The 24,624-nt window shown below is 44.8% G+C and carries 20 protein-coding genes, 28 tRNA genes, 1 pseudogene and 1 other annotated feature; of the genes and pseudogenes, 8 read left to right on the top strand and 41 right to left on the bottom strand.

Annotated features, from left to right (window positions below; translation table 11 throughout):
* Window positions 1–8: 8 nt before the first annotated feature.
* The 5 genes and pseudogenes from JGK14_RS20435 to JGK14_RS20415 form a co-directional block, all read right to left on the bottom strand.
* Window positions 9–98, bottom strand: a pseudogene (locus JGK14_RS20435) (hypothetical protein); the annotation flags it as partial.
* A 12-nt stretch (window positions 99–110) separates the two neighbouring features.
* Entirely contained in the window at window positions 111–350 is a 240-nt protein-coding gene (locus JGK14_RS20430; RefSeq protein WP_293197513.1) for a hypothetical protein, read from the bottom strand.
* Window positions 337–609 carry a BrnT family toxin gene (locus tag JGK14_RS20425; protein ID WP_293183806.1) on the bottom strand — a complete coding sequence of 91 codons (273 nt, stop codon included), beginning with the start codon at window positions 607–609 and terminating at the stop codon, window positions 337–339. The genes JGK14_RS20430 and JGK14_RS20425 overlap by 14 nt, the downstream gene beginning before the upstream one ends.
* A 309-nt stretch (window positions 610–918) precedes the next feature.
* Window positions 919–1,488, bottom strand: a complete 570-nt coding sequence (locus JGK14_RS20420; RefSeq protein ID WP_293313619.1) for a 3'-5' exonuclease — start codon at window positions 1,486–1,488, stop codon at window positions 919–921.
* A gap of 83 nt (window positions 1,489–1,571) precedes the next feature.
* A complete protein-coding gene (locus tag JGK14_RS20415; protein WP_293183801.1) occupies window positions 1,572–2,147 on the bottom strand; it encodes a dihydrofolate reductase family protein in 576 nt (191 codons plus the stop codon).
* 170 nt (window positions 2,148–2,317) lie between these two features.
* Here JGK14_RS20415 and JGK14_RS20410 point away from each other — a divergent pair, with 170 nt between their 5' ends.
* Window positions 2,318–2,488 carry a hypothetical protein gene (locus tag JGK14_RS20410; protein WP_293203416.1) on the top strand — a complete coding sequence of 57 codons (171 nt, stop codon included), beginning with the start codon at window positions 2,318–2,320 and terminating at the stop codon, window positions 2,486–2,488.
* A gap of 71 nt (window positions 2,489–2,559) precedes the next feature.
* Entirely contained in the window at window positions 2,560–2,790 is a 231-nt protein-coding gene (locus JGK14_RS20405) for a hypothetical protein (protein WP_293212501.1), read from the top strand.
* Window positions 2,791–3,341: 551 nt separating this feature from the next.
* Here the strand turns inward: JGK14_RS20405 and JGK14_RS20400 are convergent.
* The 31 genes from JGK14_RS20400 to JGK14_RS20250 form a co-directional block, all read right to left on the bottom strand.
* Window positions 3,342–3,427: transfer RNA gene (locus JGK14_RS20400), tRNA-Ser, on the bottom strand.
* Between the two features lie 399 nt (window positions 3,428–3,826).
* Window positions 3,827–3,899, bottom strand: a tRNA-Ala gene (locus JGK14_RS20395).
* Between the two features lie 5 nt (window positions 3,900–3,904).
* Window positions 3,905–3,981 (bottom strand) — tRNA-Ala (locus JGK14_RS20390).
* Between the two features lie 5 nt (window positions 3,982–3,986).
* Window positions 3,987–4,063 (bottom strand) — tRNA-Ala (locus JGK14_RS20385).
* Between the two features lie 6 nt (window positions 4,064–4,069).
* Window positions 4,070–4,143: transfer RNA gene (locus JGK14_RS20380), tRNA-Arg, on the bottom strand.
* Between the two features lie 250 nt (window positions 4,144–4,393).
* A complete protein-coding gene (locus tag JGK14_RS20375) occupies window positions 4,394–5,680 on the bottom strand; it encodes an RNA ligase family protein (protein WP_325315415.1) in 1,287 nt (428 codons plus the stop codon).
* 132 nt (window positions 5,681–5,812) lie between these two features.
* Window positions 5,813–5,868 (bottom strand) — a sequence feature (23S ribosomal RNA rRNA prediction is too short).
* Between the two features lie 310 nt (window positions 5,869–6,178).
* Window positions 6,179–6,251, bottom strand: a tRNA-Arg gene (locus tag JGK14_RS20370).
* 62 nt (window positions 6,252–6,313) lie between these two features.
* Window positions 6,314–6,385, bottom strand: a tRNA-Gly gene (locus tag JGK14_RS20365).
* A gap of 104 nt (window positions 6,386–6,489) precedes the next feature.
* Window positions 6,490–6,560, bottom strand: a tRNA-Gly gene (locus JGK14_RS20360).
* A 57-nt stretch (window positions 6,561–6,617) separates the two neighbouring features.
* The gene (locus tag JGK14_RS20355; RefSeq protein WP_293183794.1) at window positions 6,618–7,460 is read right to left on the bottom strand and encodes a TIGR02452 family protein; all 843 of its coding nucleotides are present in this window, start codon (window positions 7,458–7,460) and stop codon (window positions 6,618–6,620) included.
* 93 nt (window positions 7,461–7,553) lie between these two features.
* Window positions 7,554–7,625, bottom strand: a tRNA-Thr gene (locus JGK14_RS20350).
* A 95-nt stretch (window positions 7,626–7,720) separates the two neighbouring features.
* A tRNA-Leu gene (locus tag JGK14_RS20345) sits at window positions 7,721–7,794 on the bottom strand.
* Window positions 7,795–7,883: 89 nt separating this feature from the next.
* Window positions 7,884–7,957, bottom strand: a tRNA-Leu gene (locus JGK14_RS20340).
* 28 nt (window positions 7,958–7,985) lie between these two features.
* Window positions 7,986–8,059 (bottom strand) — tRNA-Leu (locus JGK14_RS20335).
* 4 nt (window positions 8,060–8,063) lie between these two features.
* A tRNA-Pro gene (locus JGK14_RS20330) sits at window positions 8,064–8,137 on the bottom strand.
* A 4-nt stretch (window positions 8,138–8,141) separates the two neighbouring features.
* Window positions 8,142–8,222: transfer RNA gene (locus JGK14_RS20325), tRNA-Leu, on the bottom strand.
* A gap of 22 nt (window positions 8,223–8,244) precedes the next feature.
* Window positions 8,245–8,321, bottom strand: a tRNA-Leu gene (locus JGK14_RS20320).
* A gap of 29 nt (window positions 8,322–8,350) precedes the next feature.
* Window positions 8,351–8,424, bottom strand: a tRNA-Gln gene (locus tag JGK14_RS20315).
* 8 nt (window positions 8,425–8,432) lie between these two features.
* Window positions 8,433–8,506 (bottom strand) — tRNA-Gln (locus JGK14_RS20310).
* A gap of 10 nt (window positions 8,507–8,516) precedes the next feature.
* A tRNA-Asn gene (locus JGK14_RS20305) sits at window positions 8,517–8,591 on the bottom strand.
* Between the two features lie 6 nt (window positions 8,592–8,597).
* Window positions 8,598–8,670: transfer RNA gene (locus JGK14_RS20300), tRNA-Phe, on the bottom strand.
* A 4-nt stretch (window positions 8,671–8,674) separates the two neighbouring features.
* Window positions 8,675–8,761 (bottom strand) — tRNA-Ser (locus JGK14_RS20295).
* A gap of 8 nt (window positions 8,762–8,769) precedes the next feature.
* A tRNA-Arg gene (locus tag JGK14_RS20290) sits at window positions 8,770–8,844 on the bottom strand.
* A 113-nt stretch (window positions 8,845–8,957) separates the two neighbouring features.
* Window positions 8,958–9,039, bottom strand: a tRNA-Tyr gene (locus tag JGK14_RS20285).
* A gap of 13 nt (window positions 9,040–9,052) precedes the next feature.
* A tRNA-Lys gene (locus tag JGK14_RS20280) sits at window positions 9,053–9,127 on the bottom strand.
* Between the two features lie 5 nt (window positions 9,128–9,132).
* Window positions 9,133–9,207: transfer RNA gene (locus tag JGK14_RS20275), tRNA-Glu, on the bottom strand.
* Between the two features lie 21 nt (window positions 9,208–9,228).
* Window positions 9,229–9,303, bottom strand: a tRNA-Trp gene (locus tag JGK14_RS20270).
* Window positions 9,304–9,515: 212 nt separating this feature from the next.
* Window positions 9,516–9,725, bottom strand: coding sequence for a hypothetical protein (locus tag JGK14_RS20265; RefSeq protein WP_293183792.1), 210 nt, complete (start codon window positions 9,723–9,725; stop codon window positions 9,516–9,518).
* A 132-nt stretch (window positions 9,726–9,857) separates the two neighbouring features.
* A tRNA-Cys gene (locus tag JGK14_RS20260) sits at window positions 9,858–9,931 on the bottom strand.
* Window positions 9,932–10,006, bottom strand: a tRNA-Glu gene (locus JGK14_RS20255). It lies immediately after the preceding tRNA gene.
* Between the two features lie 226 nt (window positions 10,007–10,232).
* Window positions 10,233–10,305 (bottom strand) — tRNA-Asp (locus JGK14_RS20250).
* Between the two features lie 357 nt (window positions 10,306–10,662).
* On the opposite strand from JGK14_RS20250, the gene JGK14_RS20245 reads away from it, so the two are divergent.
* Window positions 10,663–11,325, top strand: a complete 663-nt coding sequence (locus JGK14_RS20245) for a glutathione S-transferase family protein (RefSeq protein WP_293207290.1) — start codon at window positions 10,663–10,665, stop codon at window positions 11,323–11,325.
* A gap of 215 nt (window positions 11,326–11,540) precedes the next feature.
* Here the strand turns inward: JGK14_RS20245 and JGK14_RS20240 are convergent, their stop codons facing one another.
* Window positions 11,541–11,774 carry a hypothetical protein gene (locus JGK14_RS20240; protein ID WP_293270982.1) on the bottom strand — a complete coding sequence of 78 codons (234 nt, stop codon included), beginning with the start codon at window positions 11,772–11,774 and terminating at the stop codon, window positions 11,541–11,543.
* A 77-nt stretch (window positions 11,775–11,851) separates the two neighbouring features.
* On the opposite strand from JGK14_RS20240, the gene JGK14_RS20235 reads away from it, so the two are divergent.
* Entirely contained in the window at window positions 11,852–12,781 is a 930-nt protein-coding gene (locus JGK14_RS20235; RefSeq protein WP_293183785.1) for a polysaccharide deacetylase family protein, read from the top strand.
* Window positions 12,782–13,123: 342 nt separating this feature from the next.
* Complete coding sequence (locus JGK14_RS20230) at window positions 13,124–13,915, top strand: biotin--[acetyl-CoA-carboxylase] ligase (protein WP_325315414.1); 792 nt, start codon at window positions 13,124–13,126, stop codon at window positions 13,913–13,915.
* A 124-nt stretch (window positions 13,916–14,039) separates the two neighbouring features.
* On the opposite strand, the gene JGK14_RS20225 is transcribed toward JGK14_RS20230, so the two are convergent.
* The 3 genes from JGK14_RS20225 to pdxA all read right to left on the bottom strand — a co-directional run bounded on the left by JGK14_RS20225 (window position 14,040) and on the right by pdxA (window position 20,510).
* On the bottom strand, window positions 14,040–17,648 hold the full coding sequence (locus JGK14_RS20225; protein ID WP_293212491.1) for an OmpA family protein: 3,609 nt from the start codon (window positions 17,646–17,648) through the stop codon (window positions 14,040–14,042).
* Window positions 17,649–17,892: 244 nt separating this feature from the next.
* On the bottom strand, window positions 17,893–19,353 hold the full coding sequence (locus tag JGK14_RS20220) for a hypothetical protein (protein ID WP_293242449.1): 1,461 nt from the start codon (window positions 19,351–19,353) through the stop codon (window positions 17,893–17,895).
* 122 nt (window positions 19,354–19,475) lie between these two features.
* Entirely contained in the window at window positions 19,476–20,510 is a 1,035-nt protein-coding gene (pdxA, locus tag JGK14_RS20215; RefSeq protein ID WP_293212489.1) for a 4-hydroxythreonine-4-phosphate dehydrogenase PdxA, read from the bottom strand.
* A gap of 125 nt (window positions 20,511–20,635) precedes the next feature.
* On the opposite strand from pdxA, the gene petM reads away from it, so the two are divergent.
* From petM to JGK14_RS20200, 3 genes are all read left to right on the top strand, one after another.
* Window positions 20,636–20,740, top strand: a complete 105-nt coding sequence (petM, locus tag JGK14_RS20210) for a cytochrome b6-f complex subunit PetM (RefSeq protein ID WP_172189541.1) — start codon at window positions 20,636–20,638, stop codon at window positions 20,738–20,740.
* A gap of 196 nt (window positions 20,741–20,936) precedes the next feature.
* The gene (locus JGK14_RS20205; protein WP_293197521.1) at window positions 20,937–21,914 is read left to right on the top strand and encodes an NmrA family NAD(P)-binding protein; all 978 of its coding nucleotides are present in this window, start codon (window positions 20,937–20,939) and stop codon (window positions 21,912–21,914) included.
* Between the two features lies 1 nt (window position 21,915).
* Complete coding sequence (locus tag JGK14_RS20200) at window positions 21,916–22,833, top strand: NAD(+) kinase (RefSeq protein WP_293183772.1); 918 nt, start codon at window positions 21,916–21,918, stop codon at window positions 22,831–22,833.
* 229 nt (window positions 22,834–23,062) lie between these two features.
* Here the strand turns inward: JGK14_RS20200 and JGK14_RS20195 are convergent, their stop codons facing one another.
* On the bottom strand, window positions 23,063–24,010 hold the full coding sequence (locus tag JGK14_RS20195; RefSeq protein ID WP_293325080.1) for a Fic family protein: 948 nt from the start codon (window positions 24,008–24,010) through the stop codon (window positions 23,063–23,065).
* Window positions 24,011–24,624: the final 614 nt, after the last annotated feature.

Here is a 24,624-nt window from a genome sequence, read left to right as displayed (position 1 = left end):
GCAAAATGCTATCGCTGAATCTTGGAGACGACGCCCGCACCGACGGTACGATCGCCTTCGCGGATGGCAAAACGCATATTTTGTTCGATCGCGAGATCCTTCACTAACTGCTAACCATCGCCTTTAATATTACCGACAGAATACTTATTTTCTTTCATAACTCTCATCAAAAATCTTAGAGCTTCATTCACTGCTTCAGAGTCAGGAAACATTTCTGCAACATCAGGTTCCAGATGAACTGTCAGCCCGCTAAAACTCTTGCGTGCATGACCTACTTTTCTCACTCGCAAGCTCTTCAGATCGTATTCCGATCGCAGTTCGTCTTCCATATCTGTTTCAGCCTTCTTCATAAACTTCTCGCTCTTTTCTAGTTACTTCTCTGGCGCTAATTAAACGAATTGTCTTGCCCCTTTCCGTATAAGACACTATTAATAAACGGCCTCGGCGCGATTCTCCTACAATAATATATCGATCTTCCTCATCAGAATGGTCTGGATCGTAGAAATCGACATATAGCGGATCGTCAAAAACAGTTTTTGCCTCTTCAAATGAGACTCCGTGCTTTGACAGATTTCTCGCTGCTTTGTTTTCATCCCACTCAAAATTCATGTACGTATTGTAGCATCATGCGTTTTTTGAATTCAACTGTGTTGTGCAGGCACGAACGTTATTTCTATTGACTGGCGATCGCCCCACTAACTATCTTACAACAGCACCTTTACAAACAAGCAAACAGAAAAGCCAATTACCATTCGGGCAATTGGCTTTTCTGTTACTTATCAATTCAGCAAAATGCTATCGCTGAATCTTGGAAACGACGCCCGCACCGACGGTACGATACTACGAACCTAGAATAAGGACTAAAGTCCTCACTACGAACCTAGAATAAGGACTAAAGTCCTCACTACGAACCTAGAATCAAGTAAGGTTTTTTTGACCTAGAATATAGGGCAACAATTTAGCGATGTTTCTCGCATCGTCAATCCCTCGGTGATGAGTTCCTTCTAGGGGTAAACCCGCAAGTTCTAAGGCTGTTTCCATGCCGTACCTTTTTGGCAAGCCTTGGGTTTCTGAAAAGACTTTTTTGAGATTGATGTGAGGATAAGCAATGGGAAAAGGAAGTTGATGAAAGTTGCTATCCTTTTTAAATTGTTTGCGATCGTAGTCTCCCCAGGAACCAAATACACCGTTTGGGTAGCCAGACAGCCAGTTTTTCAGCATCGCGCTTGCTTCTGGGTAAGTTGGAGCCCGATCGACTTCCGTTTGGGCGATCGATGTTAGCGCCGTGCAGAATTCGGTGAGAATGGGATGGCGCAAGGGTTTGACGAAGGTTTGAAATTCATCAACGATTGTTAGGGTTGTGGAATCTACCATCACTGCGCCGATCTCGATAATTTCCATCTGATTTCGGGCGATCGATCCTTTGTCGCAGCAGGTTGCTTCCAAATCGAGCACTAGATAATAGTCGAAGTGTTTTAAACTCTTCATAAATTTTACCTAAATATTTTTTATTTTTAACCGCAGATGAACGCGGATTAACGCAGATAATTTTATACGATCGCCAAAACACCTCATTTTTGCAATCGATAGTGCAGCAGCATGAAACCGTTACTGTAGATTTTTCGATCGACCAATTCCAGATTCGTCGGCGCGATCGCCCTTGCAAACACAGGAATTCCCGCCCCAATGACTACCGGATTCAACTTGACAATCATCTCGTCAATCTCTGAAACCACCGTTGCTGCTAACTCACCACCACCGCACAGCCAGATGTCTTTACCCGTTTCTTGCTTCAATTCCTGAACCAATTCAACAGCATTTTCCGAAACCAGTGCAACATTCCCATCGGGGCTGGCTGTCATACTGCGCGAAAAGACATACTGCTTCAAGCTGGGATAAGGATTAGTCAAACCGACATTTAGCCCGACTTCATAGGTTTTGCGCCCCATCAAAACAGCATCAAATTGCTTGTTTCCTGAAAAATTAATTCCCAGCGCTTCGTGAAGGTGAGCCGGAATGGTTTCGGGAAAGCGATCGAACAAATCGGCAAAATGCTCTCCGGCCATCGGAAAGCAATCAAAGGAGCCATCTTCGCGAGCAATAAACCCGTCAACGGTGGAAGCCACGTAATATATGAGTTTTCTCATGTTTAAGATTGTTTGTTAAGAAGTTTTGGGAATCACCAAGGCTGAAACCATGGTAGCAGTAGTGCTTTTCAACGGCGCGATCGCCCGCATCTCTAGAGACAATAGAAGGAAAGGGCGATCGATACTCCGAAAGAAGATAAGCTGATGTCAACTAAATATGACTGCTGAAAATGGCCGAACAAGATGAAGCTTCCAAAACCATAAAAGTCACAATGCCTAACCGAATCCATCAAAAGCTGAAGAAGCTGTCTGACGAGTCAGGAATATCCATGTCTAAACTGATGCTCCTGGCAACTATCAAGGAATATAAGCTCATTGATGATAAAGATACCACTGACTAACCCCATTTAGTACCCAGTCTTACCCCATTATGCTATCCTTTAGGGAAATAGTCAACCCTGGAGGTGTACTTGTGACCCAAAATGAACTCGAAGCCCTTGTCGATGAACTCGGCTTAGTGGCTGTCGTTAGCCTGTTGGCAACAATCTGCCACAACAAAGCCCGACAAACCTTGTGCCTCAAAGGACAAGGGGCCAGTCCTTATACGGCATGGAACAGCAATGGCTTCTTGCTGAAACAGTTGATGACTAGGCTGCGCCCGATCGGCAGTTGCGATCGCGATCTAAACCTCAACGGCAACTGAGGTTCTGAGATTCAACCCGTGCAAGTCCGCAAAGCATTGGTTTTAGTCGGTTAACAGCCGGGTATGTATGCTTTAACTGTTAGGGCACGGGTTGAAACTCCTCGGTTTTGAACCAAGAATGGAGAGGACGGGACTCGAACCCGCATCGATCGACAGCAACTTTCAGGAAACGCGCTTCCTTACTGCCCGCAAGCAGACGGGAACTGCCCCCATCTCGGACTGTTAATTCCTTTCAGTGCATCTGCAACCCGCTGCCAGTTTGTGTTTTCAGGGAACGTCGCGAAGCAACTTTTTACCCTACTCAACAAACGCGATCGTCCTTTTGAGAGCCGCTTTACCTAGTTTTTACGGTGCCATTCCATTTAGGCGACCTCCCCAAAATTTCTATTGCTAAGTAGGTGGACATAAATAAATGCAACAATGTCATTGCGAGGAACGAAGCAATCGCAGGGTTTTCGGATTACTTCGTTATCTTTTCGGACAGGTAATATATATGTCTACCTACTTATAGGATAGCAAATCTATTTGCCAAGTCCCCGAATATTTCATTAAGGAAGATGAAGGAATCGAACCCTTACAGGTGTTACCTGTACCCTTGTTTTCAAGACAAGTTGCTGACCATTTAGCGGCATCTTCCATGATGCAAAACATCCATGATTCCTATGGCTCAAACATAGGAAATCCACCGGGAAGGTACTGCCCCTTCTACCTCTGCGTTATCAGCACAGTTCCTCGCTTTTCGGATTCCGGTGGTGAGATCAAATCCCTGTCGCCTCGCGCCGTATTTGTAAGGACACAGCACTGCTTTATCCCTAGGATTATCGGTACAATAAACCGGATTTGATATTAAAAGGAAGATGAAGGAATCGAACCTTTACAGTTGCCTGTACCCTGGTTTTCGAGGCCAGTTGCCAACCGTTTAGCGGCATCTTCCAAGGGTATCCGACGGGACGTTATGGTGTTGCTCGCGAGCGGGACGCTCGCACTGAGGGATTCACAGGCTAGCGTCTCGACCGCTTCGACTTCAGACACCGCATGGAATCAAGGAGAATCGAACTCCTAACCTCTTGCGTGCAAGGCAAGCGCTCTACCAATTGAGCTATGACCCCTTTTTTGGTGGATACTGGTCGGACTCGAACCGACATTTTCCTAGTTGCGAACTAAGTGCTTTTCCAATTAAGCTACAGACCCAAGATTGGTGGATTGCGATCGGATTTGAACCGATATCTTTCTAGCAGCCAGCTAGATGCTTTTCCAGTTAAGCTACGAACCCATTTAACAGGAGCGGTAGGACTCGAACCCACAACATTCGAGGTAGAAGCTCGACACTCTATCCAGTTGAGTTACACTCCCGTATTGTTTGTTAATAAGGCTGGAGCGCGGGTGGGCAGAAACCGGGTTTTTTGCGAAAATACTTCGCTATAGTTCGCAGATTGTATGAAAAACCCGGTTTCTTTGATTTATGGGCAATCTTTAATTAACATCATGTTCATTCAATTAATTGGGATTTGTCGTTGGGCGGGGGCGGGTTTATAAGATTGTTATTTGTAGGCAGTTATTGTTGGCGAACCCGCCCCTACAGGACTTATTGCAAATCCAACACCTACAAAGCTTTCGACTTTTCTTGATACCATTTTTTGGCTGCATTCATCACTGCTTTATTAACCTCTTTCCAGGTCAAGCCAGCAGCTTCTAGTTCTGCAACACTTTCTTTCTGTACGTCAGCGTTAAACCATTTTAAAAATGCTCCGATTTTGTCCATGTCAAACTGACCAGAACAAACTTCTGTCACTCCTTGTTCTAATCGAGCAGGGGTTACAAACAGATTCACAAAGTCATCAATGCTTTGAGCAACTTCTGGGTCGAGTTGAACTGGTTGTTTTGTTTTTATAGCTTGGTGTTTTTCGCCTTTGGCTTTGAACAGCAGTTCCGCATAAGACAACCTTTCCGCAAGTTCGCCGCTTTCGGGAAACATTACCAAGCCTTCGCCAATCCCTTCGAGGCCGAAAGTTTCTTTCACCCAAGGATCTAGTTTTTCTACAGTATCAACCGCTTGATTGAGAATATCAACAGCCGATTCTAGTTGAGTGCGATCGCCAAAATCCAAAACAATCGGTTCTCCATAAAAAGGTAAGACAAAAATATCGGGATGTTTTGGCAAAAACTCAGCGATTTTGTCCGGGCGAATTTCCAGTTTGGCAACTTTTCCATCTATGCCGCCAAATTGAACCGCAAACACTGCAAAGATTTTGCGATCGATCTCAGATACAGCCGTCCGTTTCTGAATGCCTTTACCGCACCATTCCCCAAAAATAGTTGCGTGTTCGGTACTCGCCAATCGAGAGAAGTAATCGATATTTTGATTTACCCAATTCGCAAAGCCGAGATTGTCGTTTTCTGGGGAGATTATTTGCGATCGACTTTGGACAGCAACTTTACCATCAGTAAAGATTTGAATGCCACCATTAGTACCGTCGAGTTTAATTTTAGCTCGATAAGTTATCTTCGGAGCTTCCCCAACCAATTCTAAACTGCGACGAAGATTGTACAGCAGTTCGATGCTCGGCCATGTTTGCATTACGGTCGATCGATCCGCTGTTTGTTGACAGTAAATTGCCGACAAATCGGTACCAATTACTTCATCAACTTTGCCCAAAGCCATACCAAAAGAATAAACACCTCGCAGCTTTGCCGGTTTGATTATAGTACCGTCTTTCAGCACAGAATCAGTTAAGGCTATCGCAACGATATCGCCAACATCATAAATGTTTTCTGAGTTGGCAACAATTTGCACTGAATCATGCCCTGGAGCTTCAAAATTATAGAGATATAGCGCATCAGCATTAGGATGATTTTGCGCGGTTTTTACTTCCATAGCAATTACAGGCATGGGAAACTCCTTTGGTTATAACTTTATTAAAAGGTGAAATAGTGCAATTCCCTAAGGATAGCTGCGCCGATCGCACTATTTGCGTGCGAGTTATCAGAGCATTGCGTTTTCTGAGTTACTAGAGGGACTCCGCCGATGAGTTATTACACACTCTTTAAAGGATGGCTACTTCTAAGCCTACCTATCGGGTTCACTGCACTCCCCGTTCGCAAACGCGCGCCGTTTTTGACAGCGTTACCTTTCCTCTCGTACTAAAGTATGTAGGCTCCAAAGATTGGGACACGCAAAGTACGCGCGACGCAGCTATCCCGTAGGGAATCGCTCTTAACATAAGACTTACGCATCAATGGTCATAAACCGGGTTTTTTCCGAAAATCTTCCGCCTTCACCAAAAGATGAGATAAAAAACCCGGTTTCTTCGATCGAATAGGTAAGTTTTGCAATATAAAAAATTAATCATTCAATGGAATCAACCTCCTTAAAATCAAGCAATAACAACGAGAGTGGTAGGAGTCGAACCCACAACATCCGCGTCCGAAGCGCGGCGCTCTATCCATTGAGCTACACTCCCATAAATTGGTAGTCATGACAGGATATTACCCCGCTCTTGCTTGTAGCAAACAGGACTCCAAAAGCGGATGATGGGACTCGAACCCATGCGCTGAGAATGGCATACTCAAATGCTAACCTTTACATCACACCCGCAAACAAATTTGATATTTTAGTTTACGTGTAACAGTCACTTGTCAACAATTGTAAAACTTCACTGTCAACTGTCAACTGTCAACTGTCAACTGTTTAATCAGCCAAGCGGATAACGAGGCTCGAACTCGTGCCTAGAGTTTGGAAGACTCGAATGCTACCGTTACACCATATCCGCGCGATCGAAAATGTAAAACTGCTTTTATAGACTGCTCATCGTTATGAAAAATCTCGATTAATTTGAGGAAAATCTACTGTCAAATTCTGCAAATATCCTTCCTTCTTCGCTAGAGTCTAGGACGGAAAATAGTACGCTTTTGAATCTGTCAGCAAATTGACCATTCGGCAATAAAAAGTCTGCAAACATCTGAGCTACCATAGATGGATCGTTCCTGAAGACACCACATCCCCAAGCTCCTAAAATTAACGCATCGGAACCTTTGTTAACAGCTAAAGCCAACAATTTTGCACCGCGTCCGTACAGAGTTTCGCGAATTTTTCCCGTACTTTCTGACTCTTTTCGGGAAATCTCACCAGCATTCGGAGCGCAACTCGTGATAAAATCAACAAGATAAGGTTCCTCAAGCAAAGTTCCATCATCTTTTCGGAATACTGAACAGCCGGGAGAGTAGATGAGTCGATCGGAGTAGAGCAGCGATTTATGAGAGCGATGATACTCGTAATATTTAGGACATTTTAAGAGGCTTTTGTACAGTGCAGAACTGCGTGCTAAGCTCTCTTCTTGCGCTTGAGCGCCTCTGATGAATCCACCACCCGGATTTTTGGCAGAAGCGAAATTTAGGACTCCTATTTTTGCAAATTTGTGCGATCGCCCTATACGCTCTGCACCCACCAGCGTTGTCTCATTTCTCACCATAAATTCGGTGTTCGAGAATTGGGGAGTACCTGAGAGAACGTTTTCCTGAATCGCTGACAGGGCTTCGGGTTCGTAGTATGCCGTCCCAGCAATACAGGAGGCTAATTGGCGATCGATCTTAACCTGCTTCCCTTCCGGGGACAAGTAGCAACCATCTTCGAGAATTTTTAGCGTGTTTTGGGCGATCGCAATTCTTTTCATGCTTTTAACTCGGATTTGCTACAAAAAATTAGCTCTGTAACTTCTATTGAAAAGTTAGCACAATTAGATAGACTCCTTCTGAGCTTTAGGACAAGCAAGTGGCGAGAGTTGAACTCGCATAAAAGCTTTACAAGAGCCTCATGTTGCCAATTACATCACACCTGCAATTTTGGTGGCGGGGACAGGAGTTGAACCTGCTATGAAGAGGCTTATGAGACCTCCAAGCCTACCCAGGCTACTTCACCCGCGATATCACCAAATACCCCTGGCTGGCCTCGAACCAGCAACCTCCTCGTTCTAAGCGAGGCACCTCTTCCAATTGGGCTACAAGGGCAAAATAGTTGACAGTTGACAGTTGACAGTTGATAGTTGATAGTTGATAGTTAACCACTGTAATTTTATCTTATATATATTAAAAATTCATGCTCCCGACAGGATTTGAACCTGTAAAAAACTAGCTTCTCGAACTAGCGCGTCTGCCGTTTCGCCACGAGAGCAAATAGTAGAAATTGGCTATTAACCAAGTACCCCTGACAGGATTTGAACCTGCAAAATACTCGTTCTGAGCGAGTAATGTTTTCCAATTACATCACAGGGGTAAAGTCGGGATAGCAGGATTTGAACCTGCAACCTTCGGCTCCCAAAGCCGCCGCGCTACCAAATTGCGCCACATCCCGTTCATGCTCCTGGTGAGACTCGAACTCACAATCAAAATAGAACAGATTTTAAGTCTGCCGCGTCTGCCAATTCCGCCACAAGAGCAAGTATAAACTTAAGGAAAATTTGGTACTCCTAGTGAGATTTGAACTCACACTTGACAATTTTTGAAATTGCCGCCTCTTCCAATTGGGCTACAGGAGTATAATTAATCTGCTTTGGTAATAGCAGAACTGGGAAGGTAGGGCTTGAACCTACATTTGTCCGCTTTCAAAGAGCGGTGCCATACCGATTAGGCGACTTCCCAATAATTGAATGCCGGGGTAGGCTTTGAAGCTACAAACTGATGCTTCAGAGGCATCCGACTTTACCAATTTGTCCACCCGGCAATTTAAAAAATGGCTGCCTCAGTAGGACTCGAACCTACAACCATCACGTTAACAGCGTGCAGCTCTACCGTTGAGCTATGAGGCAACGCAATCCCCCAAGTCAGTATCGAACTGACGGCCTCTTGTTCTTCACACAAGCACTCTACCAACTGAGCTATCGGGGGAAAACGGAGAGAGAGGGATTTGAACCCTCGACGGTTGTTAAGCCGCTCTTTCTTAGCAGGAAAGCGCCATAAGCCTCTCGGCCACCTCTCCTCAATGAGCGAGAACGGAGGGATTTGAACCCCCAAATCTTCAGCCGCGCAAACTGAGTTGTTGTCCGATTACAACACATTCTCATAATTGCAATTGCATATTAAATGCAATTACAAATAATTTACAATCTCAAATCTCAAATCTTAAATCTTGAATCTAAAAATCCAAAATCTAAAATCCAAAATCTAAAATCGCATGGGTCGGGCTGGAATCGAACCAGCAATGCTTTAAGCTACTGTTTTACAGACAGCTACTCATACCAATATGAGAACCGACCCAAGGTTGAAAATTTGGTAGGTCGCCGAGGAATTGAACCTCGATCCATCCGCTTAAAAGGCGGCTGCAAAACCATTCTGCCAACGACCCACACACAGTGCTGACGGGAGTTGAACCCGCAAATCACTTGGGTGAAAACCAAGCGGCTTAAACCATTTGCCTACAGCACTAAAAATTTGATATTAAAAATTTGGCACAGGAACTGAGATTTGAACTCAGAATGCTGGTTTTGGAGACCAGAGTGTTGCCAGTTACACCATCCCTGCTTGCGATATAAGTTCAAAGAAACCGGGCTTTTTACCTAATCTCTGGGCTCGGGTGAAGAATTTTCGTAAAAAACCCGGTTTCTAACTACCTGTGCGTCGAGCACTGTGTTGCTTTGTTACTTTCAAAGTTAAAAACTGCAATTAAAAGAGTGTTGGTTTAATCTTTTAATTTCTCGTTTTTCAAAACAAGTAAGCTTCTGGAACTTGTTCGCTCAAACTTTGGTATCATCTCGCATTTGCCAAACCAATTTCTGAGCTTCCCATGCTGCATCAAGTTGTTGCAAAGTAGCATCAACGTCTTGAGAATAGCTGTCAGCAAGGGATTTTTGAACGAACGCAGTCAACTGATCTTCCAAGTTGGCACTATTATTTGATACATCGTTTGGCATGAACTTTGAAAGAACGGTAGTTTTGGTCTTCATAACTTCTAACCTCCGTCAATGTCTATTAGGCTTTACTTCCTCTGTTTTGTAGAATGACCGACTTTACAGTGCGTACCCTAAATAATTAAATTTCATGGAATTTATGTAATTTTTAATTACAATTGGGAACAGAGGTTAGGGCGGGATTTGAACCCGCGAAATTCGGTTTTGCAGACCGATGCTTTGAGCCACTCAGCCACCTAACCTGGGAGTCCCGACGAGGTTTGCACTCGCAATCTTCTGCTTGAGGGGCAGACGGCTTGACTTTTGCCTACGGGACTATTGATTTTGGATTTTGGATTTTAGATTTTAGATTGAAGAATTATTACTTGAGATTTGAGTCGATTTAAAATTTTAAATTTTAAATCAAAATTTCAAATCTAAAATCTCAATATCTCAAATAAGGTGCGTCGCTATGAGATTGTCGATATTATTTAGGATTTTTGATGGCGACGCACCCTACAGCTCAAATCCAAAATCCAAAATCCAAAATCCAAAATTGCTTGACGGGGCTGACGGGTTTCGATCCCGCTACCTTCGCTGTGACAGAGCGACGCTCTCCCAATTGAGCTACAGCCCCACAAAGGTTTGTGTTTGGACGGGGTGGCGGTTGATTCCGCGTACTACAACCTAGGGGTTATGGTTGCCGGAGTCTACACCGCCAAATGTCCAAAAGTATGTGACATTGTTAATTTCCTATTCAGTTTTCAAGGTTCGTATTGCTTGTGAGTTAAAGCTTTGAAGCTCTTTCCCGGTTGCTATATATTTATGCTACATTATGTACTACAGAACTGTCAAGGGGGTAATACAACTTTTTTTGAAATCTTTTTTTTGACATGGGTGTCGATCGCCCTTTCCGAACACTCCCACTCTGCCAAACTACCTAAAATCAAGACATTTGGCTGCTAAACTGGTGGTGTCGTTCGAGAAAAATCCGATGCTGAAACTGTACTACAATCCGATTTCTCTGAATTCTCGTCGCGTGTGGGTGGCACTTCTGGAGAAACAAGTTGCGTTTGAGCCGATCGCACTTAACCTCGACGGCGACCAATTTGCACCGGATTTTCTGGCAATTAACCCGTTTCACCGCATACCGGCGTTGGTGGATGGAGATTTGACTTTGGTGGAGTCGCTGGCAATTCTCGATTATATAGATGCCAAATATCCCACGCCCCCACTGCTACCGACAGAGGCGAAAGCCTTGGGAATTGTGCGGATGGTGTCCATGCTGACTTTAAATGAACTGTTGCCGGCAATGTTTCCCTTAACCAGGCAAATGCTCGGTGTGCCGGGAGACACTGAGGAAAAGTTGGCACAGTCCAAGCAACAGATATTAACCCTGCTGAGGTTTTTTGAGGGCTTGTTGGACGATCGGCGCACTTTTTTTGCTGGCGAACAGTTTTCTTTGGCGGAAGTCGTGGCGGGGACTGCGGTTCCTTCTGTGGGGATGTTTGACATATCTTTTGATGAGTATCCGAAGTTGCAGCAGTGGGTTGCGAGACTTGCAGGGCGCGAGAGTTGGCTGCAAACGGAGGTACCTCAAGCGCAAATTGCGGCGAAAATCCCAATTATTCGGGATTTACTGGCGGCAAGGCTTTAAATCTTCAACCCGCCTCCGCAGGTTTCGTCTGTCTAGGCGCGATTTCAATCGCCCGCTTCCCATCGCCCCCTATTTACTGGCGGCAAGGCTTTAAAGATATACAGGGCGATAAATATACCGGGCGATTAGAAATCGCGGCTATACAAACAATGTCCACCTCCGTGGACTCAAGAAACTTCTAAGCCCCTAAATATATCGGGTGATTGAAATCGCCCTTAATCGCAATCGCTGGCAATTTCTTCAACCCGCGCAGGCGGGTTTCGTCTGTCTAGGCGCGATTTCAATCGCCCGGATTCGATCGCCCGCTTCCGATCGCCCGGATTCGATCGCCCGCTTCCGATCGCCCGGATTCGATCGCCCGGATTCGATCGCCCGGATTCGATCGCCCGGATTCGATCGCCCGGATTCGATCGCCCTTCCGATCCCGCTGTCAATCCCCGCTGAGACATATTTATCAAAAATTAGGTTTCTTTTCCTTGAAATTCCCATTATCATTATCGGCAGTGTGGAGTGAAAGGAATCCCAAGTGACCGGAAATCATCTGTTTCAAAGACTGCGAAAAAAATGGCGTTTTGTGGCGATCGCCCTAGCAGCGGCTACAATAAGCTTTATCGTCGGTACGCTGCTGCCAGGAAACCAACAAGGAAGCGACAAACCTGCAACCGCCGCCGTGCAGAACCTCAAGCAATCCTTAACGGTAAATCGGCTAGCAAAGGAGGTTGGAGAAGATCGAACAGGCTTTAATCTCGATCGCACAATTGAGGAACTTCTCACCGTATTGGAATCCAAAGAAAAAAACTTGACTTTTGTGCCGCCTGAGCAGTTTCAGGGAAAAACTGTTTTTGAAGGGACAATCAAATATTCCCAAAAAGTTATTGCTTTAACAGTTGATGACGGGCCGTGGCCAGAAACAACTGAACAAATGCTGGATATTTTTAAGCAAAATGACATTAAAGCAACATTTTTTTGGATAGGTAAATCTCTCGAAGCTTCTCCTGACATTGCTCGTCGAGTTGTAGCAGAAGGTCACGCGATCGGCAATCATACGTGGCATCACCCTTACGATCCGATGGATGCGGCGACGGCGGCTAGCGAAATCGATCGCACGGCAAAACTTATTTACGAAACGACGGGAGTTAAGACTACTTATTTCCGCCCGCCGGGAGGAGTTTTGACTAATGGTTTGGCTAAGTATGCTAAGGAGCAAAATTATTCTGTGGTGATGTGGTCGGTAACTTCTGCTGATACCGATCCCCGCGCTCAACCAGAAGCTTTTGTTGAGAATGTGTTGAAGAATGCCAAGCCGGGGGCGATTGTGTTGATGCACGACGGCGGGGGCGATCGATCTCGGACTATTAAGGCTTTACCGGAGATGATTGCTGGTTTGAAACAGCAGGGATATCGGTTTGTGACGATTCCTGAGTTGCTGGAAATGCAAGGGCAATCGGCAGCGTAAATTGTGCGGCGATTGGTTGTCTTTTTTCGAGGAGAAAACTAAGGCTAAAGAAACCCGTTTTCTGGGATAAATATTGGTTTTTCAACTATATATACGAAGAATCTGGGTTTCTTACTCCCTAGGATTGCGTCCTTTAATAGCATAAATTTGCGATAGATTTTAGATTTATACAATATGATTTAACCGCAGAGAACACAGAGAACACAGAGGAAGAGAATAGAGAGATGAATTATTAATATGCACCGTGCGATATAATTTTTGTGAAAAATGATATGAAAAAATCTCAAGAAATTAGAAAATAATGAAGTTGAGAGGATAGGGGATATTCCTACTGAGGTAAGGTTGATAAATACTGTTGATAATGAGTTAGTTCGTCACTGGCTGCACTCTTTGGATACTTGTCCCAGTACCAACAGTTGGGCGATCGCCCGCGCAGACCAACTGCACCACGGAGATGTAGTATTTACTAAGCAGCAAACCAACGGGCGCGGACAACAAGGGCGCACCTGGTACGCCCCAAACGGTGTTTTGACTGCCAGTTTTGTACTCGACAACCTCAATCCCAATCTGTTACCCGGACTCAGTTTAGCAGTCGGTTTGGCTGTGATTTTCGCGATCGAGGATTTGGTGCCCGAATGTCGCGATATGCTGCGCCTGAAATGGCCAAATGATGTTTGGATCGATCGCCAAAAATTAGCCGGAATTCTCTGTGAAGCCACTTCTGGGAACACATTCGGCACTCGCGTGGTTGTCGGAATTGGACTCAACCGCTGCGTAGATTTCGCGGCGGCCGGATTGGATGCCAGGGCGATCGGCAATGCGGTAAGCTTGCATTCTATTGCTACTAATGTGCCCGATGAATTGTGTTTGCTTGCCAGACTCCGGCACTATTTACTCGAACTAGCCGATATGTTTTCCACCACCGACAGGGCACCCGAAAAGTCCGGTTTAGCGCGACTGTTACCGGAATTGCGCCGCCGCGACGGGCTGATTGGCTGTAATGTGGCGATCGAACTTGCGTCGGAAACTATCTGCGGAGAAGCCGCCGGGATTGACGGATGCGGCCGGTTGTTAGTATGCTTGGCAGGCGATCGAATACAAGCCTTTACCTCCGGCCGAATACGATTAAATTAAGAGTTATTGGTTATTGGTTATTGGTTATTGGTTATTTGTTAGCAATTCCCGATGCCCGATGCCCGATGCCCGATGCCCGATGCCCGATGCCCGATGCCCGATGCCCGATGCCCCATTACCCAATTTAATTTACCACCTCAAACATGACCAATCTGCTCAGCCACAGCGGTTGATTAGCCTCCACACCTTCGGGACGACCCTTAGTAGAAGCAACTTGTATTCTATTGCCATTTATCCCTTCTTTAACCAGAGCAGCCTTCACATTTATCGCCCTTTCCAGCGCCAACTTTTGATTTTCCGCAGGGCTGCTTTTAAAATCGCTGTAGCCAATTACCCTCAAATTAGTCGTGCTATTCTCCTCCATATATTGTTTAACTTTGCTCAGTTTTTGTGCTATATCTTTCGGCGACAAAATTGCCGAACCAGCACCGAAATAAAGGCGAACTTCTATTGGCGGTGACGGCAGTTGAGTTCCGATTCCCACTGTATTTGTTACCGACTTCACCCCCGGAATTTTCTCAAAAGCTTGAGTAATTTTCTGAGCATCCGTTGCTTTGCTCACACTACCTGCAATCGCGACTTTTCCCTCTGCATAGCGAGCCGAGATATTAATGCTTTCTAACTTATTCAAAAGAGCCACAGTCCGCTTGACATCAGCTTCGGTTAAAACCGGATCGGGAGGTACTTCAACGGCTATAATTTTATTGTCAATTCTTAATTTGGGAGCTGCATCCTGAGCGATTTTTTCCGCTTTCACTCGCAGCTTTTGATTCGGCACTCGTCCCGAAATCTCTAATACTCCATCTTTAACATCTGCCGCAAGGCGATAAACCGATAAGTCGGGAGCAGATTGTAAAGCTAAATTTGTATCTGCTTCTAAAGTCGCTGCAATTCCGCTGCGGTATTCATGAGTGCCCCAACCTACGCCAATTAAACCTAACACTGCCAAACCGATAACTGGTAAAATTGGAATCTTAGTAGATTTAACTTTTACCTCTGTATCGATTAACTTTTGCAAGTTTAAGTTTACTCCTGGAGGCAGACGAGTCGGATCTCCGTTAAATGCCTGAATTTGCTCTCCGTATTCTTGAAGAATATTCTTAAATATTGCTCGCATTTTGTACTTAAACCATTGGCGGGTTCCTCCTTCGATCACTACTGCTAGATAACACGAACCTGCTACTTCCAATACTATCGAAGATGTCCCGTATTGTACCGCATCAATCTCTGCAAGATTTCCCGATTGAGATATGCAGTCGTTGACAAAAGAGCGAATAGCAGTCAGCATCCCTGCTATCATTTCTGATTCTAGCTCTTCGCTTTCAGGCGGCTGCACTCCTGCAATTAACAATCCAGAATTTTTTTGAATCAAAAATACAGCTTTAACAGTCAGCGGTGCTGTTGCTTGCATTAGCAATTCTGCTTCAGAAATTCCTTGCAATTTGGCTTTAATTTTGCGAGCGATCGCATCAGGACTTAACGATTGATCCAACTTTTCGTTAATCTCGCGCATCGTCTCGCCGATGTATTTTAAAATTGTGCTGCCGATGATCGGATAAAGTGCATCCGACATTGCTTCTCGCTTGATAGTAATTTGCTGTTTGATTGCCGAGGCCATTTCCGGCGCCAGCGCTATGGCAATTTCATCGGGATATTCACTAATTCTGTGGCTGATTCCCACAGGAATAGAAGGCGCTAGGGCTACTCCAAACGACTGCCGATTTTCTCGGATTTTGGTATCAATTACTTCATCAATTATCGGAGCGATGGTTTCGGCAAATGATTTTCTAGAGTCATTAATTGTTTGGATCATCATTTCTGGAAAGATGCTTTTAATTCGGGCCATTAATTCTGCCCGATCGCCTCCCCATTCAGCATCAGTTATTTTGCGTTCTAGTTCCTGTACTTTACTGTTGAGATTGTAATTATAACCTACCACTTCATCTAATAACGGTAAAATAGATTGGATGACAGATTTTTCTAGTTGGGAGTGATGGCTAACCATCAGCTCGTCAATCAAGGGTTTGAGTAAATCTGTAAACAAGTCTGTCGATTGATAAATCCGGTGTTCGATCGCCACAATCTTTTGTTCGATATTTCCGAGTCTTTCATCAATCTTTTTGTTCTGAACGATCGCATCGACAGTAGGGGCGATCGCAGATTCTATCTCTAGCTTAGCGTCCCGAATGCTTCCGGACAGCATTTCCAAGATCGCGGGCATGATTCTTCCCATCAACCCTTCGATCTCGCCTAAAACTTGCTGCTGAACTTCGACAATCTTACTTTCATTTTGCAATATTTTTGCTGCAATACCGCTGTTTTGAATAGCAGTATCGACAGCAGGTGCGATCGCCTCTGTCACCTCTAACTTTGTCTCGTCAATTTTCCGGTTCAGCGACTCAATCATTAACGGCATCAACCTTGCCAGGATTTCTTCCGGCTGAGATTTTTGCTGGCGCTGAAGATTATTGAGCCTACTTTCTACATCGCTCAATTTTCCTGGAACTTCTCTTTGCAGAATTGCTGATTCAATCAAAGGTTCGATCGCTGCTGCTACCTCTAATTTTGATTCATCAATTTTCCGGTTCAGCAAATCCGTGATTGCTGGCATTAGCATCGCCATAATCTCTTCTGGCGTCTGAATTGGCGACTCTTGGGTAGCCAGCCGGCGCTCGACGATGCTCAATACTTTTTCTTCTATTTCTACCCAAGCTATTCTTACCTGTACTGAGGGTGCAAGTGTTTCTACAACTTCTAACTTTAATTCACTAATTTTGCGGGCGAGCAAATCGCTAACTACCGGGACTAACTGTTTGATAATATCTTCCGGTTGCTGCTGGTAACGCTGCTGAACAGTCGCAAGTTTCTCTTCAATTATGACTACTTGTTCTTCCAGTCCATTTTGATTGTCAACTACTTGATTGATTGTCGGTGCGATCGCCGAAGTCACCTCTAACTTAGACTCCTCTACCTTGCGGTTGAGCAGATCTCCCACCATCAACATTAGCCGTTTAACTAACTGTTCTGAATTTCCCAATTGCTGCTGGTTGAAATCAGAAATTTGATTTTCCAAATCCGCTAATTTTGTCTGAACTTCCAGGCGATTGATTTTATCGTTGCCGACGAGTTCTATCGCCTGGTTTAATTGAAACTTCAACCGCTCTAGCTCTTCTCTCACTAACTCGGGAATTAAAGGTTTCAATAAATTCATCAATTCTTTCGGCTCAGACATTAGTTTCTCAAAATTTTCTAACCTTTGTTCTACGCTGAAAATATTACTGTAAAATTCCGGCAAATCCCTTTCAAACAACAGTTCCTGCAACCGTTTAAACTCTTCGACTGCTTTTTCTAAATCTTCTTCCGACGGTCGCTCATTGTTTGCTAAATTAGCGATTCTAGATAAGCCTGCTTCTTCGTTCTTGTTTTGTCGTCTTTGAGGTGGTATCTCTTCATGATTATTCAATACTTCCGGTACAACCGCAGGTGATTCGATCAAAAAAGACAATTGGTTGCGCCGATTTTCCTCTTCCTCAAGTCGCTCTGCTGATTTTTCAGATGGCGGTAACTTTAGCTCGATAGGTTCTTTTTTTGATTGCTTCAGTAACTGGATTTCAGTCAATATGATTAGCAATTCCTGAAGTTGATCTCCTGCTTTAGAACTTACCTGAGTTGCATCTGACACCTCTGTTTCTGACTGATATATGTTCCCTGAATTATCATTAGATGCTGCCATACTGTGCTACCAAAATCTGATTTTAAGCGATCGACTAAAATGACCAGCTTGCTTGTCGCCTGACGCCAGCGAACATCAATAGGAATGACACAATTTTGCCCAGTGTCAGACTTAATTAAGGCTATCACCGCTTCTAAAAACTTGGACAAACCTACCCACAGGTAATTTGGATCCCAGTATAAGTCTGCGGTGTAACTTTGAGTCGATAACCACTAACGCGCTTGTGCTTGGCTGATGCCCGACATCACTGCTCGACATCAGCCTTAACCAGTGGCCCCCAGTTAGAGACTCGATAGTAATCATGTCTGCGATTGACTACCGGACACCGACCGATAAACATATTAAATTGGTACCAAGCGCCCCATACGTGCTTTCTGGGGTTCACCCCCAGATAGGCGGACACGGGGCGCGGCAATCTTTCACTTCCATTCATTCCTCTTCTAGCAATAGCTATTGCAGCACTAATATCCGAGGACAACCCATACATCCGAGCGTATTTAACCAATCCGATTAAACTGGTGTAAGCCGGATTGCGAGTAAATAACGAAATGCCTCGATTGGATAAAATTGACTCCAAAAGCTGATAAAAACGACTGTAAGCCCAGTTCGATAGCATCCGAGCATATTTTCTTCCTTTCTCCCTTAACTGTGATTTCTTACCAGTAAAATCTAATGATTCGCAAACAATCGGGCAAGCAAACGCAGTAGCTAATTCAGCTAGCTGCAAGATAGCACCTACAATTTGAGCATCTTGTTTGCCGCGAGGTAAACCCATCTGCATAGCTATTTTACCTCTTGAGCTTAAATTACCTTGACCGTCGATATATGCCCAACCAATCGAGTTCGGATTGAGGTCAATGCCAATGCAACCGTACTCGATCGATCGGCTTACTTGTTTTACTGGTAATGGGGTAAATTGTACTGCTACTACCCAACGGTTGTCCTGGCGGTAAAAGTGCCAGGTTTTAGCACCAGCCTCGGGCAATCGATTCAGATTTCTGTCAAAATTACCGATGGCTGAAGTGACATATTTGCCAAATTTAGCCTCCAGGCAATTAGGCACTCTAAATTTCAGATTTTTGCCATCCCACTGGCAAGCTTGATTGCCATAACTTTCATCCTTCGACCCCACAATGAATAGTTCTCTTGAGTTGACCTTGACTCTCAGTGGTGCCACTTTCAGGTGGGCGAGGGTTTGAGTTAATTTGTAGATGTATCTTTTCTTGTTGTGGATGGCAAATTTCAGGTGATACCAGTTGGTCTTGCGAGTTTTCCTGTCGCTCGCTAGGGGGAAATTACACCCGCTTGAAGAGTGCTGCCAATGCCGTTTGGCGTAAAATTTTTGGGCCCCTTTTAGTTTACGTTCTGCTGCCTTTAACCAAGATGCAGCGGATTTAAGTCTAGATGCTAATTGGGACAGATATCTAGTTCTCGCTTTATATGCTGAATCTACTTTGCCGGATGATAAAGCAATTACTCCGTTGGCATGACGTTTGTTGATGCCGTAGGTCTGTTGTAGATGAGTATTCCAACTAGATTTATTGAATTTGATTTCTCGATTTAATAAATGGTTAACCGTCTCGATTGTTGCTCGATAAAACACTCCTGAAAATGCCGTTAAAAAACACTCAAATTCAGTATAACCTGCGGGGTTAAGTTCGGCTTCGGGAGTTGGTAATCCTTTACAGTAAGTGAGAGTCGTCATAACTTGATAAATTAGCTGCCTTGATTATGAGTGAAACTAGACATTAGCTGCTCTAATTGCAGAAAATGTCTAGTTTCGTCACGAATTGTCACGTTATTGTTGGACTGTTCTGTAACCCTATTTTATACTGCTGCTCTGCGACTAGCCAACTGGGCCGCCAACTGTAACGCTGCTGTCATGCTAGAGGCATCGGCAATTCCTTGACCTACAATATCAAAAGCTGTGCCGTGATCGGGAGATGTGCGGACAAAGGGTAAGCCAATTGTAGTGTTGACCGCTTTGTCGAAAGCCATCAATTTTACTGGAATCAAGCCTTGGTCGTGGTACATTGCCAAGTAACCGTCGTGAGCTAATGAGGCTAAGCCGTACCAAACTTTAGCCGGTTTTACCCACATGGTATCCGGGGGGATTGGCCCGTCTAATTGCACTTGGGGAAAACGATCGCGCTGCGCTTTCAACCACGGTATCATCCAGTCTTGCTCTTCATTTCCCAGTTTGCCATTTTCGCCGCTGTGAGGATTTAAGCCAGAAATCGCTATTTTTGGTTTTTCTATCCCAAAATCTTCGCGCAAACACTCGATCAGCAATTCTAGTTTTTCACTCAGCAACTCTGGAGTCAAAGCCTCGGGTACTTGACGCAGAGGAATATGTGTGGTAGCGAGTAAAGTTACCAGCGTCCAACCGCTGTGGGGAGATGTGGCGACAAACAGCATTCCGAACCGCTGCGATTTCGACCTTTCTGCCAGAAGTTCTGTTTGTCCGGGATAATTGTAACCTGCGGCTTGCCAGCAAGTTTTGGAAATGGGGCCGGTGACGATCGCACAAAATTCGCCGGCAAGGGTACGAGCGATCGCCTTTTCCATATACTCAAAGCTAGCCGCCCCACTAGCCGCATTCCCGACACCGGGGATAATGGAACCCCACTTGCTGTCTGGTTCGATATCAATAATGTTTAATGTTGCGGGATTTGCTGCTGTTGTAGCCCGATCGATCGATCGCAGCCGATCGTAAGTTTGTTGCAAAATCATCCTCGATCCGAAAACCGTCACCATCAAAGCAGCAGCCGGATCTGCCAAAGCCTTGAGAATCACTTCCGGGCCAATTCCTGCCGGATCTCCCAGAGTTACAGCTAGTTTTGATTGCCGATCGAGACTCAAGGCAGTTTTCTCCCCAAAAAATACAGCAATTTCAGCAGTGAGATTTTAGCATTCATGTAGCTGGTTGCCCCAAATTATATTATTATTTTTATCTAATGCGATCGTCCAATTAGGCATATACAATCATGAATCCTGAAATTTTCAATGCAGCCTTTTTGTCCTTTTCCCTAATTTTCGTGGGTATAGGCGGAGGCTTCCTCCTGCTCAAACTGCAAGGCGGCGAAGAATAAATTTTTGTAACAATCATTCAGAAGTCTTCTAGCTCAAGCCTTCTAGCTTCTGCGTGCCACCCAAAGCCAGCGTGCTGCTTAGGCTCTCAAGCCAAAAATGAGAAAAATTCAGGTTTTTGTTAAGTTTTTATAAAAAACATAACGAAAACCTGATACCATCTTATAGAAAGTTTAAGATTCATAAATTAATCCCTAGATGACTTTATTGATTGTAGGAGCCACCGGCACCCTCGGCCGTCAAATAGCCCGCCGCGCCCTAGACGAGGGCTACCAGGTGCGTTGTTTAGTCAGAAATTACAGAAAAGCGGCCTTTTTGAAAGAATGGGGCGCCGAACTCGTACCGGGAAACCTTTGCCAGCCTGACAGCTTAATTCCTGCATTAGAAGGCGTCACTGCTATCATCGATGCAGCAACAGCCAGCGCAGCCGATTCTGTCAGCATCAAAAGAGTAGACTGGGACGGAAAAGTATCGCTGATCCAAGCAGCAGCAGCAGCAGGCATCAAGCGTTACATATTCTTTTCATTTCTCGACGCCGAAAAATATCAGCAAGTCCCCTTGTTGGAAATTAAGCGCTGTACCGAGCTATTCTTAGCAGAATCCGGTCTAGACTACACAATATTGAGACCTTGCGGCTTTTTGCAAGGACTGCTGAGCCTGTACGCAATGCCAATTTTGGATGGTCAGGGAGTCTGGTTGCCCAACAAGCCGTCAGCCCTTGCTTACATGAACACTCAGGACGTTGCGAAGTTTGCCGTCCGAGCTCTTACCGTTCCCGAAACCGAGAAAAAAAGCTTTCCGGTGGTGGGAAATCGCGCTTGGGATGCTGAGGAAATCGTGCGGTTGTGCGAGCGGCTTTCTGGGAAACAGGCCAAAATCACCCGCACGCCAGATGCCTTGTTGCAGGCTACCCGTCAATTTGCTAAGTTCTTTCAGTGGAGTTGGAACGTAGCTGACAGATTGGCTTTTTCAGAAGTTTTAGCAGCCGGAAAACCCTTGAAAGCTCCGATGGATGACGTTTACAGTGTCTTCGGATTAGACCCTAAAGAAACTACAACTTTGGAATCTTATCTGGAAGAATACTTCAGTCTGATTATGAAGAAGCTCAGGGAAATAGAGTACGAGCAGCTTAAGACTAAAAAACGGAGTAAACAAAAAATGCCTTTTACATTTTAAAGTGCCGAAAGCTGGGATTATATACAACGACGTTAAACCAGTCTCTTGTCGCATCGCCGAAGAGTTGAAAGACAAGCTGACTGCCCGCGGCTGGGAGGTCTGCGCGGTTTCCGGTGCCGGGGGAATTTTGGGCTATTCTAGTCCCGATCGCCCCATGTGCCACACTCCGATCGACCAACTTGTCCCCCCCGGTTTTGACAGCGACATGGAGTTTGCAGTGGTTTTGGGTGGCGACGGTACGGTGCTGTCGGCATTTCGCCAAGTTGCTCCCATCGGAGTGCCGCTGCTGACTGTCAATACCGGTCATATGGGCTTTTTAACAGAAACTTACCTAAACTTGCTCCCGCAAGCTTTGGAAAAGGCGATCGCCGGAGAATACGAAATAGAAGAAAGATCGATGTTGGCCGTGCGGCTGTTTCGAGACAACGACTGCCTTTGGGAAGCCCTTTGTCTCAATGAAATGGTACTGCACCGCGAACCGTTGACTTGTATGTGCCATTTTGAAGTGGCGATCGGCCAGCACGCCTCTGTGGACATTGCCGCAGATGGGGTAATTATCTCGACTCCGACTGGATCGACAGCCTACGCGCTGTCAGCCGGCGGCCCTGTAATTATTCCGGGAGTCCCAGTGTTGCAGTTAGTCCCTCTTTGCCCGCATTCAATGGCTTCTCGGGCTTTAGTATTTAGCAATACTGAGCCGGTGAAGATTTTGCCGGCAAGTCCGAACCGCCTGGTAATGGTGGTAGATGGGAACGGCGGCTGTTATGTTCGGCCTGAGGATTGGGTGCAAATTGAGCGATCGCCCTACCCAGCCCGCTTTGTTCGGATACAATCTTTTGAGTTTTTCCACATTTTGCGGGAAAAATTGGGCTGGGGCTTGCCTCATATTGCTAAACCGAGTTCCGTTGAATTGCCTTAATAGTTGTTGGTAATGAGCGGAGTGTAGCGGAGAATTAAAGTCCCGTCTTTTTAGGGGGGCTTTTTCTTCGCTTTCAGGTTTCTAAGTTTTTGTGCAGGATAAGGCTCGATCGGCATCTCGATCAAGAATCCTTAATTCTCGATCGAGATTCCGAATCATCTCCAAGGTAAGGTAGCGTTTCCGAGATAGCGTTGGTACACAGGAACATTTTGGTATAACATCCCACCCATTACCTATTTTCCCCATTCCCTAAACCACCGCTACGATCGAGAAAATCAGTAATCTCCTGATAAAAAGCCTGTCCCTTTCCCCTGCTGCTACTTGCAGTCACCAATAATCTTAAAACTTCCACAAGCGAACTAATCGTAGCATCAAAAATCAATGCAAACAACTGGCTTAAATCATCTTGGTTTTGTTGCCCATATGCCAAAGCATTAATATAATCATTGCGGATTTGGTTGTCAATCACCACAATCGGATAGCCAGCACGGATTAAAAGTAAATTCATTAATAACCTAGCCGTTCGACCATTCCCATCCCGAAAAGGATGGATAGAAACAAAACGATAATGAGCCATGGTCGCATATTCGACTGGATGGAGCCTTAAAGCAGATTCCGAATTCAACCAACTCGCAAAATCTCCCATTAATTGAGACAGTAAATAATGGGGAGGATAACGATAGTTCGTTCCTGCCGCCATCACATCCAGAGTGCGATAACGACCCGCTTCCTCCGGGTTAATTTTGCGGAGAATAAGATTGTGAATTTGCTTAATTTCCCATTCATTAATCTCCGTATCTTTTTGGGCTAAATTTTCAATATAATCGATCGCCTCCTTATGCCCAATAACTTCTAAATGTTCGTCAAGGGTTTTGCCCCCCACAGTAATGCCCTTAGTTAAAACTAATTCCGTTTCACTTTGGGTTAAAGTATTACCCTCAATGGCATTTGAGTTATAAGTAAAGCGAACATCATAGAGCTTTTTGAGTTCGGCGACGAGGGTGGAATCGAACGGTCTAAACCCATCTAGCCAAGCTTTTAGTTTATCGATTCGTTCTAATTTAAGCTGATAATTGATCATTAAATAGTTGTCGATCGCAGAGGTTAATGAAAATTCCTTTTGTTTACCTAAAATAATTACCTTTTGAATGAATTTCTCGTATAGTTGAGTCTCCATCTTTGAAAATACTCCCCCATTCCCTAAATTGCCAACTTTTCACAAAATCGCCGAATCAGGCGATCGTTCTCCTGCATTGTGCGATCCATAGATTGTAACTCTAAGGCGATCGGTCAAAGTCTTCGATGTCCAATCGCCCTTAAACTCAGAAATCACAACACAAGAACATTTTTACTCTTCTTCATCATTATCCAAAAGCTGTTTTAAAGAATCAAAATTTTGTTGAGAACTGTGGCGAACGCGGTGAATTTTAACCATTCTAGTATTTTCATTTTCTACGATACTAAATAACTGTAGTTTAGACTAAAAAATGAGTACAGCTAAAAGTAGCCACCTTTGAATCTCAGGCAAGCTGTTGCTTAAAAACTCAAGAGGGATCAGATTAAATAGCTAATCTTGAAGACTTTTTGCGCCGAGAAACCCGTTTTTTGACAGTGGGATAGCATGGTGCCTTAGTTCGTACCCTTCCTTTTTCCCAGCCGGGGGATTTTCCCCTATGTTTAGGGATTTTTGTAGGAGTACCAATGTCAACTAAAAGCGAAAACATTGATTGGGCAACACGTCCAGGGGTTAAATTGATATTAGCAGATTGCCAAGGAAGTCTATTCTCGATT

Source organism: Microcoleus sp. PH2017_28_MFU_U_A (genome assembly GCF_020738035.1).
GTDB lineage: Bacteria > Cyanobacteriota > Cyanobacteriia > Cyanobacteriales > Microcoleaceae > Microcoleus.
Note: the sequence above shows the minus strand (reverse complement) of the source record. Positions and strands in the feature narration are given on the sequence as shown.